Source organism: Halorubrum sp. 48-1-W, assembly GCF_003287355.1.
Lineage (GTDB): Archaea > Halobacteriota > Halobacteria > Halobacteriales > Haloferacaceae > Halorubrum.
In genome coordinates this window covers 13,070-29,005 of the sequence record NZ_QMIM01000043.1, presented here as the reverse complement: position 1 = coordinate 29,005, position 15,936 = coordinate 13,070, and the positions used below count along the sequence as shown (strand labels likewise).

General features: G+C 65.2%; 26 protein-coding genes. 14 read left to right on the top strand and 12 right to left on the bottom strand.

The features are described from left to right. Positions 1–153 precede the first annotated feature (153 nt). The 3 genes from DQW50_RS16360 to DQW50_RS16355 form a co-directional block, all read right to left on the bottom strand. A complete protein-coding gene (locus DQW50_RS16360; RefSeq protein ID WP_112080328.1) occupies positions 154–450 on the bottom strand; it encodes a hypothetical protein in 297 nt (98 codons plus the stop codon). A gap of 3 nt (positions 451–453) precedes the next feature. After that, a complete protein-coding gene (locus DQW50_RS17710) occupies positions 454–687 on the bottom strand; it encodes a hypothetical protein (protein WP_127341358.1) in 234 nt (77 codons plus the stop codon). Between the two features lie 61 nt (positions 688–748). Continuing rightward, complete coding sequence (locus DQW50_RS16355) at positions 749–1,138, bottom strand: hypothetical protein (protein ID WP_112080327.1); 390 nt, start codon at positions 1,136–1,138, stop codon at positions 749–751. A gap of 142 nt (positions 1,139–1,280) precedes the next feature. On the opposite strand from DQW50_RS16355, the gene DQW50_RS16350 reads away from it, so the two are divergent. From DQW50_RS16350 to DQW50_RS16300, 13 genes are all read left to right on the top strand, one after another. Beyond that, positions 1,281–1,613, top strand: coding sequence for a ribbon-helix-helix protein, CopG family (locus DQW50_RS16350; RefSeq protein WP_112080326.1), 333 nt, complete (start codon positions 1,281–1,283; stop codon positions 1,611–1,613). Beyond that, positions 1,610–2,107 carry a hypothetical protein gene (locus DQW50_RS16345; protein WP_112080325.1) on the top strand — a complete coding sequence of 166 codons (498 nt, stop codon included), beginning with the start codon at positions 1,610–1,612 and terminating at the stop codon, positions 2,105–2,107. The genes DQW50_RS16350 and DQW50_RS16345 overlap by 4 nt, the downstream gene beginning before the upstream one ends. Beyond that, positions 2,104–2,643 carry a hypothetical protein gene (locus tag DQW50_RS16340; RefSeq protein ID WP_112080324.1) on the top strand — a complete coding sequence of 180 codons (540 nt, stop codon included), beginning with the start codon at positions 2,104–2,106 and terminating at the stop codon, positions 2,641–2,643. The genes DQW50_RS16345 and DQW50_RS16340 overlap by 4 nt, the downstream gene beginning before the upstream one ends. Before the next feature lie 2 nt (positions 2,644–2,645). Further along, positions 2,646–3,572 (top strand): hypothetical protein, encoded by a 927-nt coding sequence (locus DQW50_RS16335; protein WP_112080323.1) that lies wholly within the window; start codon positions 2,646–2,648, stop codon positions 3,570–3,572. 121 nt (positions 3,573–3,693) lie between these two features. Further along, positions 3,694–4,206: a hypothetical protein gene (locus DQW50_RS16330; RefSeq protein WP_112080322.1), complete on the top strand. Its 513-nt coding sequence runs from the start codon at positions 3,694–3,696 to the stop codon at positions 4,204–4,206. Next, positions 4,206–4,940 (top strand): hypothetical protein, encoded by a 735-nt coding sequence (locus DQW50_RS17965; RefSeq protein WP_157964892.1) that lies wholly within the window; start codon positions 4,206–4,208, stop codon positions 4,938–4,940. Before DQW50_RS16330 ends, DQW50_RS17965 begins: the two co-directional genes overlap by 1 nt. Then, positions 4,937–5,821 (top strand): hypothetical protein, encoded by an 885-nt coding sequence (locus tag DQW50_RS16320; protein ID WP_112080321.1) that lies wholly within the window; start codon positions 4,937–4,939, stop codon positions 5,819–5,821. Before DQW50_RS17965 ends, DQW50_RS16320 begins: the two co-directional genes overlap by 4 nt. Next, the gene (locus DQW50_RS16315) at positions 5,818–6,258 is read left to right on the top strand and encodes a hypothetical protein (protein WP_112080320.1); all 441 of its coding nucleotides are present in this window, start codon (positions 5,818–5,820) and stop codon (positions 6,256–6,258) included. Before DQW50_RS16320 ends, DQW50_RS16315 begins: the two co-directional genes overlap by 4 nt. Beyond that, positions 6,255–6,767 (top strand): hypothetical protein, encoded by a 513-nt coding sequence (locus DQW50_RS16310; RefSeq protein WP_112080319.1) that lies wholly within the window; start codon positions 6,255–6,257, stop codon positions 6,765–6,767. Before DQW50_RS16315 ends, DQW50_RS16310 begins: the two co-directional genes overlap by 4 nt. Then, positions 6,764–6,886, top strand: a complete 123-nt coding sequence (locus DQW50_RS18670; RefSeq protein ID WP_255417651.1) for a hypothetical protein — start codon at positions 6,764–6,766, stop codon at positions 6,884–6,886. Before DQW50_RS16310 ends, DQW50_RS18670 begins: the two co-directional genes overlap by 4 nt. After that, positions 6,883–7,719, top strand: a complete 837-nt coding sequence (locus DQW50_RS16305) for an FkbM family methyltransferase (RefSeq protein WP_112080318.1) — start codon at positions 6,883–6,885, stop codon at positions 7,717–7,719. The genes DQW50_RS18670 and DQW50_RS16305 overlap by 4 nt, the downstream gene beginning before the upstream one ends. Further along, positions 7,716–7,895, top strand: a complete 180-nt coding sequence (locus tag DQW50_RS17705) for a hypothetical protein (RefSeq protein WP_127341357.1) — start codon at positions 7,716–7,718, stop codon at positions 7,893–7,895. Before DQW50_RS16305 ends, DQW50_RS17705 begins: the two co-directional genes overlap by 4 nt. A gap of 254 nt (positions 7,896–8,149) precedes the next feature. Next, a complete protein-coding gene (locus DQW50_RS16300; RefSeq protein ID WP_112080317.1) occupies positions 8,150–8,830 on the top strand; it encodes a site-specific integrase in 681 nt (226 codons plus the stop codon). 58 nt (positions 8,831–8,888) lie between these two features. Here DQW50_RS16300 and DQW50_RS16295 read toward each other — a convergent pair whose 3' ends face one another. The 7 genes from DQW50_RS16295 to DQW50_RS16280 form a co-directional block, all read right to left on the bottom strand. Further along, positions 8,889–9,074 (bottom strand): hypothetical protein, encoded by a 186-nt coding sequence (locus tag DQW50_RS16295; RefSeq protein WP_112080316.1) that lies wholly within the window; start codon positions 9,072–9,074, stop codon positions 8,889–8,891. Continuing rightward, positions 9,071–9,205: a hypothetical protein gene (locus DQW50_RS18665; protein WP_255417650.1), complete on the bottom strand. Its 135-nt coding sequence runs from the start codon at positions 9,203–9,205 to the stop codon at positions 9,071–9,073. Before DQW50_RS18665 ends, DQW50_RS16295 begins: the two co-directional genes overlap by 4 nt. Beyond that, the gene (locus tag DQW50_RS16290) at positions 9,205–9,414 is read right to left on the bottom strand and encodes a hypothetical protein (RefSeq protein WP_112080315.1); all 210 of its coding nucleotides are present in this window, start codon (positions 9,412–9,414) and stop codon (positions 9,205–9,207) included. Before DQW50_RS16290 ends, DQW50_RS18665 begins: the two co-directional genes overlap by 1 nt. Then, positions 9,411–9,659, bottom strand: a complete 249-nt coding sequence (locus tag DQW50_RS16285; RefSeq protein WP_112080314.1) for a hypothetical protein — start codon at positions 9,657–9,659, stop codon at positions 9,411–9,413. The genes DQW50_RS16290 and DQW50_RS16285 overlap by 4 nt, the downstream gene beginning before the upstream one ends. Beyond that, the gene (locus DQW50_RS17960; RefSeq protein ID WP_157964891.1) at positions 9,656–9,793 is read right to left on the bottom strand and encodes a hypothetical protein; all 138 of its coding nucleotides are present in this window, start codon (positions 9,791–9,793) and stop codon (positions 9,656–9,658) included. Before DQW50_RS17960 ends, DQW50_RS16285 begins: the two co-directional genes overlap by 4 nt. A gap of 94 nt (positions 9,794–9,887) precedes the next feature. After that, the gene (locus DQW50_RS17955) at positions 9,888–10,064 is read right to left on the bottom strand and encodes a hypothetical protein (RefSeq protein WP_157964890.1); all 177 of its coding nucleotides are present in this window, start codon (positions 10,062–10,064) and stop codon (positions 9,888–9,890) included. A 1-nt stretch (position 10,065) separates the two neighbouring features. Next, entirely contained in the window at positions 10,066–10,902 is an 837-nt protein-coding gene (locus DQW50_RS16280; protein WP_112080313.1) for a DNA polymerase sliding clamp, read from the bottom strand. Positions 10,903–11,197: 295 nt separating this feature from the next. Here DQW50_RS16280 and DQW50_RS18275 point away from each other — a divergent pair, with 295 nt between their 5' ends. Further along, positions 11,198–11,752 (top strand): hypothetical protein, encoded by a 555-nt coding sequence (locus DQW50_RS18275; protein WP_198664708.1) that lies wholly within the window; start codon positions 11,198–11,200, stop codon positions 11,750–11,752. 298 nt (positions 11,753–12,050) lie between these two features. Here the strand turns inward: DQW50_RS18275 and DQW50_RS16270 are convergent, their stop codons facing one another. Then, a complete protein-coding gene (locus tag DQW50_RS16270; RefSeq protein ID WP_112080312.1) occupies positions 12,051–15,410 on the bottom strand; it encodes a PriCT-2 domain-containing protein in 3,360 nt (1,119 codons plus the stop codon). 237 nt (positions 15,411–15,647) lie between these two features. Beyond that, complete coding sequence (locus DQW50_RS17700) at positions 15,648–15,857, bottom strand: hypothetical protein (protein WP_127341356.1); 210 nt, start codon at positions 15,855–15,857, stop codon at positions 15,648–15,650. Positions 15,858–15,936: the final 79 nt, after the last annotated feature.

Sequence of the window (15,936 nt, the reverse complement as noted above, 5' to 3'; positions counted from 1 at the left end):
TCGATTTGTGGATGACGAGCTTGTCACCCCCCGACGAGAGCCGCTTTGCGGAGCGTTTCGCGCCGGATTTCTTTCGGTGGTTGCTCGCAACCGTTCCGTTTTTCGTCACGACCCAGCCGTTACCGCTCGGTTTGATTCTGTAAGTTGCCATTGTCAGTTTCCAAGGAGTTCTACCGATCCCTTCGTCAGGACCAATATCGAGACGCCGACGCCGAGCACGCCAAGCACGCCCAGCGACGGGTAACTATGCGTGAATTCCGACCCTCCCGACACGCTGACGAGGTTGAACGCCGAGATCGTCACGAGCAACCACAACACGACACAGCCGGCCGAAAGGCCGACCGCGTACTGGATGCCCTGGCGGTCGCGGACGGTCGTCGCGAGTCGCAACGCACCGGCCGTGCCGAGAAGCGCGCTCGAAAAGAGCACGAGGAAGATGGGGAGCCGCATCGGTCAGCCCCCCACCGCCCGCACAGCCACGAGCACGGCTCCGACGACGAGCGCGAACAACGCCGCCGGTGCGCCCGCGCGGAGCATCGGCGTCGTCGACTCGGCGAAGTCCTGCTGTTGGGTCGCGGTGTCGGCGTCGGCGGGCTCCAGCTCGGGATTCTGGAGCATCTGATCGGCGGCCAGTCCACCACCGAAAAGAAGGACCGCAACGACGACCGCGATGAATATTCGTGCCATTGCGGGTGTGTATTCTCCGAGTGTGGCCTTAAGCGGGCCACGGCGGGGGTGTCCCCGCTCGTTAGTTCTGCATCCGCATCCGCTGGACGACGCCGATGACGAGGGCGGCGACGAGCACGAGGAGCACGATCGGCACGAGTTCCATCGCGTTCGCGAAGCCATCGGTGACGCCGACGGACGCGTTGTCGAGTTGGGTGTTTTCGATCGTCGGGAGTGCGCTGTTGATCTGGCTGAAGATCAGGATGCCGATGAGCGCAACCACGCCGATCACAACGACGCTAATGACGGTACCGACCTGCGCCGCCCGCTGAAGTCGGCCCCCACTGCCGGGGATCGACGCCGCGGTGGGTTCGCCCCACTCACTGCGTGCGTAGCCCGCCATCGTCAGGAGCATGGCGAACATCGCACGGAACTTGGCTGGGATCTGTCGAAGCATGGCCGTAAGTGCCATGTCTCGGGTGAGGGGAGTCACCCCCATATAGCGTGACGAACGTTCGCAGTCGTATACGCCCGTATGAGGATACGACACGCCGTATACAGGGGTGTGGCGGTGGGGTAGTTTATAAGCGAGAGCCTAATCTGCCGGATGGACCATGTCGAAGCCAAACATCTCGCTCCGTGTCCCGCGTAACATCCTCGAGGAGATCGAGGAGATTCAGCGCGAGGAAGGTATCGAGGACCGATCAGAAGCCGCGCGACAGGTACTCCGGCGCGGCGTTGACTACTCACAGGGGCAGTCGGCCGGCGAGCAACTCGGCCAGCAGGCCACGGCGGTCGCCGGCGTCGGCACCGTTTCAGCGCTGTTGGGCGTCCTGCTCGGCCAGCCGTGGGCCGTGTCGCTCGTCACGCCGTTCGCCGTGACGACCGTGATCTTCGCGCTCATGTGGGCGTCGGTGCGGACGCTGGAGGGGCGTGACCTGGTATGACCGACTCTCGAAGCCTGACAGAGATTCAGCATTGGAGCACGTTCGAGCGGTTTCTCGTCGTGTCCACGCTGATGACGGTGGTGGTATTACAGATCCTCATCGTCGGTGAGGTCTTCGGCGACGTTGGATCTGAGTTTGTGGCCGCCACAGGAGCCGCTTACAGCCTGCTCGGTGTGATGATCATCTACCTCATGCTCACGGTGTTTGGTGACTGGGGGGAGGTTCTCATCGCGCTATCGCTCCGTGGTGCGGTGGGAAAGCACCGCGACGCCGCCCGAGTTGTCGTGTGGGGGGGTGCTACGATCGCGATGGCGGTCGTGGCCTTCAACAACGGCAACACCGTCGAAGGGTACCCAGAACTGACGCGCGCGATTCGTTTCGCGTCGGGGGCGTTTGTGCTCCTGTTAGCATCGCGGGCAGTCCCGCGATCCGTGTGGGAGGGGGTGTACAAACGCGTATCCGGGCGATTCGGCACTTCGGGTGACTTGACATGAAACCAAATCAGGACCAGCAGGAACGCACCCACACCAACTGGATCGCGTCGATGAACGACGCGTTTACGACCTGCCGACAGGTCCTGATGCGCGCCTCCGTCGACGTCTCCGACCCGCGCCGAGCGCTGTGGCCGGCGGTTCCGCGGAGCCAGATGAGCCGGGAACACCAGACTGTCGCGCAGTGTCACGCGGCGGTGCTCGACTACGCCGAACACATCGAGCCGTTTCGGAATCGGTGTTCGCATGCGTGGACCGAACGGATCCAGCCACCGCACGCCTTCCCCGACGGGAGCCAGTTGCCCGTCGTCCTCGCGGAACTCGAGGAGTGGGCCGACCGGCGGTACGAGGAGCCGGTCGGGAGCAAACACGAGCTGACCGGGCGGAAACAGGACGTCGAACTCCGGCGTGTTCACCTCCCGACCGAGTACGCTCGCGGTGCGTTTCGGCAGTTGAACAAATGCCGCGAACAGTTGAAGCTGTCCGCTGACCCGCCGACGCCGGAACGAACCGTCGACGGGCCGGATGATGCGTGGTGATAATGTCGGCTGACACACCCGAGCCGCCGGCCGCGCTCGTGCCACCGGAGACGCCGACCCAGCGCGTCCTGCTCCACCACGCCTGGCGGCGGATGAACATCAAAAACGAGCACTTCATGTGTGCGATCGTCGGCCGCGAGGGGAAGGCGAAAAGCCACACGGCGTTGAAAATCGCCAGCGGCGTCGACCCGACATTCACGGCCGATCGTGTGTTCTTCAACGTCGCGCACGCGCTGTCGGCGCTCAACAGCGACGAGTATGGAAAGGGGCAGATGATCGTCATCGACGAGGCCGGCGTGTCGATGGGCAACCGGACGTGGTACGACCGCGACCAGATCGACACAAACCAAGCGCTCCAGACGGTCCGCAAAGAGAATATGGGCGTGTTGTGGACGCTCCCGCGGCTCTCCGAGTTGGACTCACAGACGCATGGTCGCCTTCATGCGTTCATCGAGATGACGCGAAAGTACACCGAACACGAGACACAGCCGTACGCCGTCGGGAAGTGGAAGAACATCGACCCGACACGCGACGAGCGCGACAAGCTGTACAAGGAGTACCCGCGGATGCGGACGGATGGCGTCAAAGAGAAGATCAAAGAGATCGGGTTCACGCCGCCCGATCCGGACCTGGTCGCGGCCTACGAGCCGCGAAAAGACGAGTTCATGGAGGAGTTCATCGGCGAGATCGTCGACAAAGCGAACGAACAATTGGACCAAGACGCCAGCGCCGGCCCGAAAGACATCGCCCAAGAGATCGCGACGGACGGCATCGGCCAGTTCGTCTCGGAAAACGGCACGACCGGCTCGGCATATATAAATAAAGACCTGATCCGTATCGAGTTCGACATCTCGCATTCGGACGCGAACGCGGTCAAGGCGTTGCTCGAGCAGACGTACGCAGATTCAGACTTGGAGGCACACCTATGAGCGAATACACACAGGCCATGACACACTACTGTAACGTACCTATCGCGCGACCCATGCGCGTGCGGCCGATGTTGAACCACCAACCGACCAGCTTCCATCGCGAGCGGGGAGGTGAGCGGCGATGGGCCTGATCCGCAACGGCGAGCCGAGCCCCGAGGAGATGCGTGAGGAACAGAAGGCGAACCAGGACCACGGCACGAACCTCCAGTTCGCTGACGACGGGCAGATGGACGCGGGGTACATCGACAAGGTCACGAACAGCCAGCTCCAGCAGGGGACCGTCGACGTCCTCGCGAACCTGCTCTCGAAGGACTTCGTGCTCGGGAATCTCTCGGAGGCCGAGGTCCACGAGCACCGCTGGCTCACTCGCGAGATCGTCCTCGAGGTGGAAGCCGAGCACCCGAGTCCCGACAGCATGTGGCAGGGCCGGTTCCGGCAGGTCGCGTCGGGGAGAGAGCGCGACGCGTTGGAACCGCTCGACGGGCCGCAGAAGACGACGATGCAACAGTTCATCCAGGGCGTCATCGCGCGGGCGACGCGCTCGCGGGATGGGTGGCAACAGGAGGAGGTCAACAAGTCCTACCGCGTCTCCGAGCGTCGTGAACCCGACAAAGACGACGGTGGGTTCCTGTAATGCTGATGGCACTTACGTGGTTCATGTTGGCCGGCCTGCTCGGTGCGACCGCCTTCTTCGTCTCCGGGCTCGTGGTCGCGGCCGTTGGTGGCGGCGGCGTCCGCGACCGCGTCGGTCGGTGGTACATCGACATGGGGCAGGCCGCGTTCCGGAACAGCGCGCTCGCCGTTCGGGAAACGGGCAGTCTCGCGTTGACGACCGTGTCGTTCGATCCGAAGTACGGCGGCGACAAATCGACCATCGACGGCGTCGTCGGGCATTGGGATGACCCGCTGTCGGTCAAGTCCACGCTGTCGGGCAAAGAGTTCGGGATCGGCCTCGAGAGCGCGTCGTGTTACATCTCGCCGCTGGCGGCGGAGTTCGGTGACGAAGGCGCGCGCCGCCTCGAGGATGGCGTGCTCGGGAGCCAAGGCGACGGCGACGACGAGTCGGTGACGCTCGATTACACCATCCCCCGGAACCCGCAGGTGCTCGATCTGCGCCGGGCGAGTCAGTTCCTCAAAGGCTCGTGTAAGCGTCGGTGGGGTGCGCTGTCGAACAAGTGGGCCGAACTCTCCCAAGAGAAGTTTCACGAGAACTTTTCGGTCGGGCAGTCACTGCTGTGGATCGGCTCGTTCGCCGCGGGCGTCGGGCTCGCGTTCCTCGTCATGAAGTACGGGAGTAGTGGCGGCGGTGGCGGTGGTGTCGAAGTTCCGATCCAGATCGGCGCGGCGGCGATGGGGGTGGCCGTATGAACACCTTTGGGCTCGTCGGGCCGGTCCTCGCGGTGCTCCTCGCGCTCGCAGTCGCGGGTGTCGTCCTGTGGTTCAAGTACGACGACAGCGACAGTGACGACGGCGACGACGACGCTGAACGTGAGGGACCGCCGCTCTCGACGCAGGTACTGGCGGTGCTCACGTCCACGCGCGCGCAGATGGTCTACCTTACCGTATTCGCGGGCGTGGCGGCCGTCGGCACCATCGCCGTTGCGTGGACCTTGTACGGGCTGTGGTCCGGGGTCGCGACCACGATCGGGCTGGTCCTCGGCGTTTCAGCCCCGTGGATCTACGTTCGCGTGCTGTTCACGCCGATGGGGAAGGAGCCGCTCGGAGCGGCGTTCTTCATCCTCGGGCAACTCACGTTCGGCACCGGCGCGCTGGTCCGGCGTCGCGACGGCACCTACGAGTGGGGGCGGTTGCGCGAGGACGCTCACGGCCTGTTCATACGCCTCGAGTCCGGGCGTCGCGTCCGCATCGACGGCGACCACGAGGACCTGCCGAGGGTTGCGTGGGCTCCGTTGGCCGTCGTCGAGGAGAAAGACGAGGTCAACATGGCGCAGTTCACCGTCGACGACACGTTCCGGGCCGAACGTCCCGACCCCGCCGACGACGGCGAGACGGTGACCACCCCGCTCGCGGTGGCCGACGGCGGGGCCGACGGGTGGCATCTCGACAGTTCCAAACTCGAGACGTGGGCTCGTGGGAGTGCCGACTCCGAGATCCCGCGGAACGGACGGCGCAAAGCACTCGAGGAAAACGGCGGCGAACAGCGGATTAGCCAGCTCGTCACGATGGTCGGCGCGGGCGTGTTGGCGGTGGTCGGCTTCGGGATGACAGCCTTGGTGTTGATGCTATGACCGACGCCGCCATTACCGAGACGCGGACCGTCGTCACCACCGAGGAGGTCACGGAGACCCGATACCGGTGTTACGTCTGTGAGATGGAGTACGAGGAGTCGGCCGTGCTCACAATCGGCGTCGACCGGCAGTACGACGACGGCATGCTCGAGGACGGTGTCGAGCCCCGCGCCGAGCGGACCATCTGCCAACACTGCGCCGACGGCCTGTTCGACTACGGCGCGGCCGAGGGCGGTGCGTTCGACGAGAGCGCGAGCACGTACAAGGCCGACTGGGTGACACAGACGGCGGCGTTCGGCACCGTGCTCGTGTTGGTGTCGGTCGTGGTCGGCGTGCTCGCGGCCGGCGCGAGTCTCGGGGGTGCGAGCGTGCCGCCGGTTGTCGCCTCCGTCGGTGGGCTGTTGGTCGGCGTCGTGATGGGGTGGGTGCTACTATGACCACGGAGTTCGGGCCGCGAGACGAGCGTCCGTCCGTGCTCGGCAAAACAGCGGGCCTCTTGATCGTCGGCGCAGTGCGGATCATGAACGCGGTAGGCGACGGTGTTCGTATGCGGTACGACCGCTCGACAGCACGGCTCTCGATAACCGGTGAGTCAGAATACTCAGGCGACGAATTCGCCCGCGGGCAGTTGGTTCTATCAGTTATATTTTGTGCGATGGTCCTGCCGGTAGTGGCGCTAATAGCGCTCCGGATAGGCGCTATTGGCTTGTTTGAGTTGTTCGGAGAGAGCGTTGCGTATTTGCTGTTCCTTGTAGCGACCGCTGTCTCTCTATTCAGCATCCCGGGTATGATCGGCTTGTACAGCGTCGCCGATCAGATCAGCGTCGTCGACCACACCACCGAGCCGGCACCGGACGCGCTCGACGATGTAAAGGAACGGTACCAAAACGGCGACATCGACGAAGAGGAGCTTGAACGCGAGGCCGCGGAGGTGTGGGACCGATGACGGCGATCGCTCTCGAAACGTGGCCTTGGTGGACCGGCGTCCGGCCGGTCATGACCTTCCTGTTAGGGACCATCGCGCTCGTGGTTCTGGATCGGTGGTACATGGAGGCGACCCGATGACGCCCGGCAGTGGGGTACTTGAGTCAGGTGAGCACGCAGAACCAGACATGAGTGGCGCAACCTCAGGCCCGGTGTCGCGACTCGTCGAGCTCCACCGCGAGGGCGGTCTGTTTAACGCCATCCGCGGCGCGAACGACTACGTCCGGGATCACACGCCAATCCCCGTGACGCTCCCGCTCCATCGGATCGTGTCGACCGGCACGCTGTCTGTTGGTGCTGTCGCCGTCGACATCCATATCACGAGCGACGAGGACCTCTGGCGTGCGATGGGGCACGGCGAGGATGCGGTCCTCGATGATTTCGTCGGGCGTGTCAGACCTAACGATACCGTGTGGGACGTCGGCGCGAACATCGGCAGCTATAGCCTGCTCGCGGCCGCGACCGGCGCGTCGGTGATCGCGTTCGAGCCCGGCTCATCCGCACGACAGCGCCTTCAACGCAACGCCGAGGGCAACGGCCTAAGTCTGAGCATCAGACCCGTCGGCCTCGGGCTGTCGGACGCCAACGGCTCGGCGGCGCTCTCTACGGAGGTCAGATCCGGTATCCGTCACATCTCGGAGGCAGGCGAGCAGGTACCGGTCGCGAGAGGCGAAGACGTAGACCTGCCGGGAGCGGACATCATCAAGATCGACGTTGAGGGCCACGAGCGACAGGTGCTCGACGGGTTGGGCGACCGGCTCGAAGCCTGCCGCTGTTGTTACGTCGAGATCCACGGCGGGGTGTCGCGAGATGCCGTCGAAAAGCGCCTCGAAAACGCCGGCCTTGAGGTCGCCGACGAGTGGGGCGAGACCCGCCGGGAAGCGATCGTGAGGGCTGACGGAGGTGGCGCATGACAGACCGCGCGCAAATGGGGCCGACACCGCGCTGGCCGTCGGCCGTGCTCATCGGTGGCGCTATTCTTGCTGTCATCGCGGCGGAGACCTCGATCGCGACGGCGTTATCGGTCGGCGTGGTCAGCGTATACCTCTGGTTCGCGTGGACGATCCCGTCCTACATGCCGCGTGTCTGAGAAGCACCGATTCTCCGACACCGACCACACTGTTCGGCTCGCTGAGAGCGGTCCGGCACATGGTCTTTAATGGTCTTGCGGCTGTTTTGTGAGAATATGCGACCCGCACAAGATGGCGCAGGTATCGAAGAGTACGACGTGACGCACACCAAGTTTGTCTGTCACCAGTGCGGTGATAGGTACGTTTTTCTTGAGATGGGCGACTGGCCGAAGTATTGTCCGACGTGTGGGGCCGACCAAGAACAGTACAAGGAATGAGACTCGAGGACTACGACGAACGCGACGGGAAGAAGGTCTGGCTCGACCGCGCCGAGGTCGACCGCCTGCTCGGCGTCGCCACCGACACCGAGCGCTCGATCGCGTTCCGGCTCATGGCGCGCTGTGGGCTCCGCCGGCAGGAAGTCGTCGACGTCACCCCGCCCGATCTCGTCGCCACCGACATGGGGCCGCGCCTCCGCGTCTGGCACGGGAAGGGTGACAAGCACCGCGAGGTGCCGGTGCCGGGCGACCTGAAGACGACCATCCAGGTGGTCGCCGAGCAGCGCGACGCCGCGAGCGACACCCCGCTCGTCGACCGCTCGACCCGGACGATCCAGCGGTGGGTGACGCGCGCCGCCGAGGAGCTGTACGCCGAGACGGGCGACGTGGGGTGGACCTACCTCGGCCCGCACGATCTCCGCCGGACCTGGGGGACGCTCCTCGTCGAGAGTTCCGTCGAGCCGGGCATGATCATGGTCTGGGGTGGGTGGGACGACTGGCAAACGTTCCGCGAGCACTATCTCGGCGCGTATTCACCCGAGATGGAGCGGCGACAGGCCGCGTTGGTCCCGTGGCTCGATCAGCGCGCTCCGCAGGGTGGATCTGGCGGGTCCAACCCCAAGGGTCGCGGTCGCGAAACCACCTCGCAGAACGGCTATTCGGGGCAGTATCAGTAACGTTTCAAAAACTCGGCTTTCTGCGTATAAGTGCGCAAAAGGACCCTTTCTGAAAGACTCAGCCCCCACCGCCGCGCCCGATCTCCATCTCGCCGACCATCGTGGCGTAGGCGTCGGTCATCAGCGCCCGGCCGGCAACCCTCCGCAGGTCACTCACATCGTCGGCCATCGGATCGTCGCGCGCGTGTAGCTCCATCTCGATCTCCTCGATGCGTCTGAGTGCGGCTGCGGTGTCGTCGCTCACCCCGACCCACCCCCGATCGTCAGTTGCCCCTCGCACTCGGGACAGACCGCCGTGCCGCCGGTCGTGCCGTCGGCCACGCGCGCGTAGTCGTCGCCCGCGTAGTCGCAGTCGGCGCAGTCGTAGGTCGGCATCAGGGACCGCCCCCGCCTGTCACGCCCCACGGCTCGGGCATATTGTTCAGGTCGACGTACGCTCCGACCGGCGTTGTACCGTCCGACTGGACGCATCCACACTCGACGCCGTAGGCCGCGTGCTCGGTCGGTTTCTCCGATCCCAACCGGACCAGCGTCGGCGTCTCACCGCAATCGCGACACGTCAGATCGTGATGGTCGTCGGTCATGCGCGCGGCCCCTCCTCGTAGCGCTCTTTGAGCCCCGTCTCCTCGAACGGCCACGACTCGCGAAAGTCGCACGCGTCGCAGTGAATCTCCGGCCACCCGTACGCCTCCCAGCGGATACACCACAGCATCCGGTTACAGTTCGGACAGCGCACGTCGCGGTACCGAACGACGCGCTCGCCGATCTCGTCCGGGTCGTTCCAACTCGTGACCGCGTCGACCTTGTTTCGTTGATTCAGTGTGCTCATGGCTCCCTCGCGCTCATCGGCATGTTGATCCCGTTCATCTCCGTTCCGCACTCCGGACACGCGACCGGCGCGCCCGTCGCATCCGACACGCCCGTTCGGGTGTGACAGGCCGGGCACCACAGGCGTTTCGTCATAACAGCGTCCCACACTCCGCGCAGGCTTCAGTGTTCGTCCCGTAGTAGTCGACGGTCTCGGTCTCGGTCTCGCCGCAGTACGGGCAGGTGTCGCTCATAATCGCTCGCCCTCCAGCTCCAGCCGCAGGTCGCCGGCATCGGTCACGTCAGCGTCGACGACCGCTGTCGTCTGCGGGTCGAGCGACGCCGCCCGCGCCGCGGGCTCGGTCACGTCCTCAAGCGGGGTCGTGACGGTGCGGGTGTGTCGGGTGTCGGGGTTATCGTTGGGCATCTTAATCACTCTGAATCCGCGGCGCGAGGAAGAACGTCACCTCACCGTGTGCGAACCCCTCGTTCGCGCCGGTTTCCTCCCAGCCCACCTCGTACGTGAGCTTCATCGGGAACTCTTCGCCGATGCGGATCGTGACCGGTCGATCCTCCGGGATGGCCCGCGCCATGTCCCGAAGGAAATCGATCGAGAACTGCGAGTCCGCGCGTCCACACCGGTCGACGTAGCCGAGTTCGCTCCGGTCGAGTCTCCACTCACCGTCGTCAGTGCCGATTTTATTCCCGGACATCCGTTCGTCGGCCTTCATCCAGAACTCGCCGTCGTCGGGTGCGTACCCCATCCGGATGTGGGTCGTGAACTCGTCGAACCACTCGACGGCCTCGCGAAGCTGGTCGCTATTCACCGTCGCTTTGAACGACAGGTCCATGTCCGGAATATCCGGTTCGTTGCGAACGTGGTCGGGGTTGGTCGTCGCGTGCGTGTAGGTGTAGGGGCCACAGCCGATCGTGGCCTTTCGGAACTCGGCGTCGTAGTCGAGATCGAGGAACGCGGTATCGAGCCGTTCCACGAGTGCGCCGAGCTTCCGCGTGTTGATGCCGAACGTCGCCTCACCGGCGTAGTTCTCGGTGAACGCGGTGTTCGACAGGTCGACGCCGACCATCCCGACGTTCGCGGGGTCGACGGCCCGCGTCTCGAGGCCGGTGTCCGTGATCCTGATGACCGCCTCGTCGACCAGCGCGTTCAGCGCGTTCAGGTACTCCTCGAGATGGTGCCGCGCCAGCCTGATAGTCGCGCCGTCCTGTGCCTCGCCGTCGCCGTCCGTAGTTGCGTCCGTGCTCATAGTGCTCACCCACCCGCCACGGAGTGGGACGCCCACCTGCGGATTCGATCCGCGCCATCACGGCCAGAGGCGGGTGGCGAGCACCGCCACGTGTCAGACGAACGGACGGATAAGGGTTCGGGAACGCCAGGGTGCCAGTGGCGACTTCGCGCGTGGCGGTGTACCGGGGCGGTGCTCGTCTTAGTCGTCTCGCGGGTGTTACTTAATACTTAGCGTTGGTCTACCACTTGGCTACCGTTGGTAAGCCCCCTCGGGCATCGGTAGGCCTTTGGGTTAGCGACGGTAACACGACGGTATGGTCAACGAGCAGTACGAGCCCGACGCCACCGAGGAGGCCGTAATCGCCGTGCTCCGCGAGGAACGCCGGCTCAACGCCCCGCTCGTCGTCGAGCGGACCGACCTCGAGCGCGCTGTCGTCAACCACGCGCTCCGCGATCTCGCGACGGCCGGGTGGTGTCGGAAGGTCGCGCGGGGGCTGTACGAGTTCGTCGAGGACCCGCGGCAGGAGCCGTCGATGACGACGACCGAAGCCCCCGACCCCGCGGACGGTCCCGAAGGCGCGGCCGGCACCGCACGGCTGTTACTCCAGGAGTGGGACCCCGCGGACGTGGACAGCGACAAGGCCCGGCAGGCGACCGTGGCGGTCGTCGCGTGGCTCGCCGCACAGGACGGCCCCCAACAGAAAGCCGACGTGCTCGCGTGGGCCGACGAGCAGGGCGACGCCGTGACGAGCGGGTACGCGCCGTCGACGCTGTGGGACAAGGTGGTCCAGCCCGGGCTGTCACAGCTCGTCGACGAGGGGTTGTTGTCGCACCGGCGGAACGTCGGGTACGCGATCGTGGACGAGTAGCGGTCCAGGTGTAACATATACGCCGATGTTACACCCCGGGTGTAACATGAAAACCGCCAGACGGCGGCACGATGATCGCCGATGTTACGGATGTTACGCTATCTGTAGGGGGTGTATGTGTGTAGCGCGAGCGCGCGCACGGGCGCGCGCGCCTGTGTGAAATACACCCCTTTCTATTTGGCGTAACATCCGTAACATCCGTAACATTGGCCGTGCCGTCATGCGATTTCCAATGTTACACCTACAGATCTCAGGTGTAACATCCGTAACATCCGTCGGCATAAAACGTCGGCTGTCGTTACAGGCGGCGGTACTCGCCGTCGCCCTCGAGTCGCTCGAGGAGTGACGACCCGGTCGCGATCGTCTCGAGCACCTCGGCGACGGCGTCCGGTGCCGCATCGACAGCGCCGGCGACACCAGGCACGCTCACATCGGCACCGGGTCCGTACTCGGCTTCGAGCGTGCTCACGACCTGCTCTTTCAGTTGAACCGCCTCGGCCTCTCCGCCGTCCGTGGCGGCGTCTGCGACGTTCGCTTGTTCGCTGTCGACCGAGGGCAACACTTCAACGTCACACACGCCACTGACCTCGAGCCGCTTCATGCCGTCGCGTCCAACGGCGATCTTCGCGTTCCCGATCCGAACGCGGTCGCCCTGGCTCACGTCGGCGAGCGGGTCGGCCTGTCCTTCGGCGATGTACGTGAGGAGTTCGCCGTCATCGACGACGTGGCCGCGGCCCTGTTGCCACGGCTTCGGCTCGAGTTGCTCGGCGATCGTGACCTCGAGCGTGTGCCGGCCGGGTGCGAGTTGCCCGAGTGTGACGCCGTTCGAGTCCGCCTCGTCGTCGCTGTCGTCGCCAGCGGCGCCGAACGCCGTCGGGTCGAAGGCCAACTGGTCGGCGGCTTTGCTCGTGTCGATCCGAACACAGCGGTTCAGCGGCCGCGATAGCTTCGAGTGCGCCGTGACGTACGAGCCGCTTTTCTCAGCCGCCTCGCGAAACCGCTCGCGGTAGTCGTTGGCGGTGTTCAGCATGTCCTCGCCGTCGAGCGCGTAGTCGCGCGCGTACTTCGAGATCGCGTCGAACGTCCGGGACAGCTTGATCGCGATCTCCTCCTCGGGCGTCCCCTGCTTGATCACGGTGTAGTGTTTCCCGCCTTCGAGGTAGCCCTCGGCGGCGGCACGCGATCCGAGCTCGACGAACCGATCGAGGTGGGACTTTCGGTTGCCCTCGTCGCCGAACTGGCGAGCGATGTACAACAGCGCATCGTCGGCCTCGGTCGGTGAGGGGACGTCGACGGCGCCGACCTCCTCGGCGAACAGCCGGTACAATATCAGTCCGAAGTGGACCGTCTGAAGCCCTTGACGCGGCAGGTCGTCGATCCCGGTGATGCTGTGGGTTTCGAGGAGATCGCGGACGTGCTCTCGGGAGCGCGACCACAAGAGCTTGAGGCGGTTCGCGTCCCGCTCGAGGATGAACTGGTAGTACGCGAGCGCGTGCTGTTGAAGATCGTACCCCTCCGGCTCGCGCGTGCCGGAGCCCGTCTCGTAGGCGGTGCCGGTGAGTTCGGCGAACGCCTGCCGGGTCGGCGAGCCCGTCTCCTTGACCGTATCGAGGAACCGCGTCTGAATACTCCGCCGCTCCTCGGCGGCCCCCTGTACCGCCTGCTCGCCGGAGATCATCAACGGCGCGCCGAGTGCGTACTCCTCGGTGGACTTGTCGGCGTTCCCGCGTGTCTCGACACCGCCACGGGTCGATTTCCGCATGAGCGTCTGAAAGCGGTCGAGTTCCCAATCCTTCATGTCGCCCGGCTTATACTCGTCGAACCACATCGGGATCGACTTCGTCGACGCCATCGCCGTCGTGAGCGCGAACTTCGTGTCGTCACAGGCCATCGGGTCGCCGTTCATCCCGAGGAGTTGCCACGCGACGCTCAACGTGCTCGACTTCCCGGCGCCGGTCTCGCCGGTGACGTGGAGCGTGTTGAACTGGCCGGTCCACTCTTGGATGTACGGCCGCACGGGCGCCGCGTAGAGCCAGCCGAGCACCGGTAGAAAGCGCTCGGGCGTCCGCGTCTTCGGCAGGAGTTCGAGAATCTCGGCCACCTCGTCGCTGTCGTACTCGTCGTGCGTGTCGGGTGAGAGTTCGAACGCGCGCTCGGCGCCAATCTCGCGTTTGATGTACGACATTTCCGGGTCGTCGGTCCAGCCGTCGGCCGTGAGCACGCTCTCCGGGGTCACAAACTCGCCGTGCTCCGGGTGAAGCCCCATGTGGTGGGTCCCCGTCCGCACGGGTGCGCTCGCGCCGCCGACGTGTTTCCGGAGCTCGTTGAGATCGGCCGGCGACCCGTCGAACGTCGTCGTCAGTCCCGTGACGACGTTATCCCTGAACGTCCGCGCGTCGTTGAAGACCTTGGCCGGGATCGTGATGTCGTACGCCTCCTCGCCCGTGGACGGCACGACGCCCGCGTCGATGAGCCGCTCGCCGTCCTTGAACAGAAACGAGTTCACGTCGATCTCGAAGTTCGTGACGCGCTCGAACCACGAGTCGCCGTCCTCGCCCGTGTGGAAGTAGCCGTAGCCGCCGTTGTGCCGGTCGAGTGCCGACACGGATACGATACCGTCGTTGTCCGCCGCGTCGCTGTCACCCGGCTGTGCGTCCCTCTCGTCGACCTTCTCGACGTTCGGTTTGTCGGGCGGGGGCGACGCCCCGAGTTGCTCGCGGGCGGCGGCTGACGCGTCCCAGCCGCCCTCCTGTGCGTAGTGGATGATCGTGCCGGCGTCGTACTGGTAGTTGCCGGCGTCGTCCGCGATCCGCTCGGCTTGTCTCTCGGCGTCGCTGTCCCACTTCGAGCCGCGTCGCGACCACGACTCAAAGAGCCGCTGGCCGCTCGATCCGAAGCGGTTGACGAGCGCCATCCCAACGTCACGCCACACCGAGTACGCTGAATCGGGGTCGATGTGATCGAGCGCCTCCTCGGCGACGTCCGGCGTGAACCACTCCTCGTCGGGCGTGTCGCTCCCGTCGGCGACGCTGTCGGCGATCTCCTGCTGGCGGTCGTCGACCGGGTCCTCGCCGGTGACAGCCTTGTACGCTTCCCGAAGCCACTCGGTGAGCCAGTCCCCGGCCTCGACGACCTCGTCGCCGGCGCCGCGCATCTTGTCGCCGGTGTACGTCGAAAACTTGTTTGTGAGCACCTCAACGCCCTCGTGCTCCTCGTCGCTGAAGTGCTCATCAGTCCACCACTCCGGCGTGTCGATCCCGACGACCGGGATGTGGATCCCCTCGCCCGATGGCGACCACTCGGTGTATGCGTCCCGGTCGAAGAACGGCTGAAGCGACGGCACCCAATCCTTCGGGTGGCCGTCGTCGCCGACGACGCCGTCCAGGTCGATCACGCCGTACAACCCGCGGGCGTAGTCGTCGTTGTCGGCGGCGTTGACGTAGCCGATCCCAGCGTCGGGCGTTGCCGCGGCCTGCTCGGCAACCTCGTCGAGCGCCATCCACGTCTCGGGGTCGGACCACGAACAGCCGTACGTGGCGGCCGGTGAGTCGAGCGGCGCGCGTGGCGTGTCGTTCGACGCGTTCCAGTAGAGCCACTGGTCGCGCTCACGGAGCTCGGCCGGGATGTTCTTGAAGCCGTCCCTCTCCTCGTCAGTCATCTACCCCGACCCCCACATGACACGCGGCATACACCTCACGCCAGGAGGCGTGGTCGTCGGTTGTTCGGAGGCCGGTGCGTCGGTCGTCGGTAAGCTTAAAGCCGTGTCTATCGAACGTAACATTGCTAACTGCTCCTGTGGACGGGTCGGCCTGCCAGGACTCAACCCGTCCGTTTTCGTGCTCGTGAGCCTGTGGTCTCTCATCATCCCGTGTCCGTTTAGTTCTACCGTCGTTGCTCATCGAGCCACCTCATCGGGCTCGGCCGCATCGAGCTTCGCCGCGAGCCCGCGCGTGGGTGAGCGATCAACCCACTCACACCGCTCGCGTCGCGTTGTGTCCGCACGCGAAATGGTTTCTTCGCAGTCCTGACACCACAGCGTCTCGCGCCCGCTCCCTGCGAGACAGGTCGATCCACAGTGGGGGCAGGCCTCGATCTCGTCGCTCATGCGACGATCACCCCAACGCCGAGCCCGACGATCGCGCCGGACAGCCCGGCGCACGCGACGGCGACGAGGGTGCCTTGGC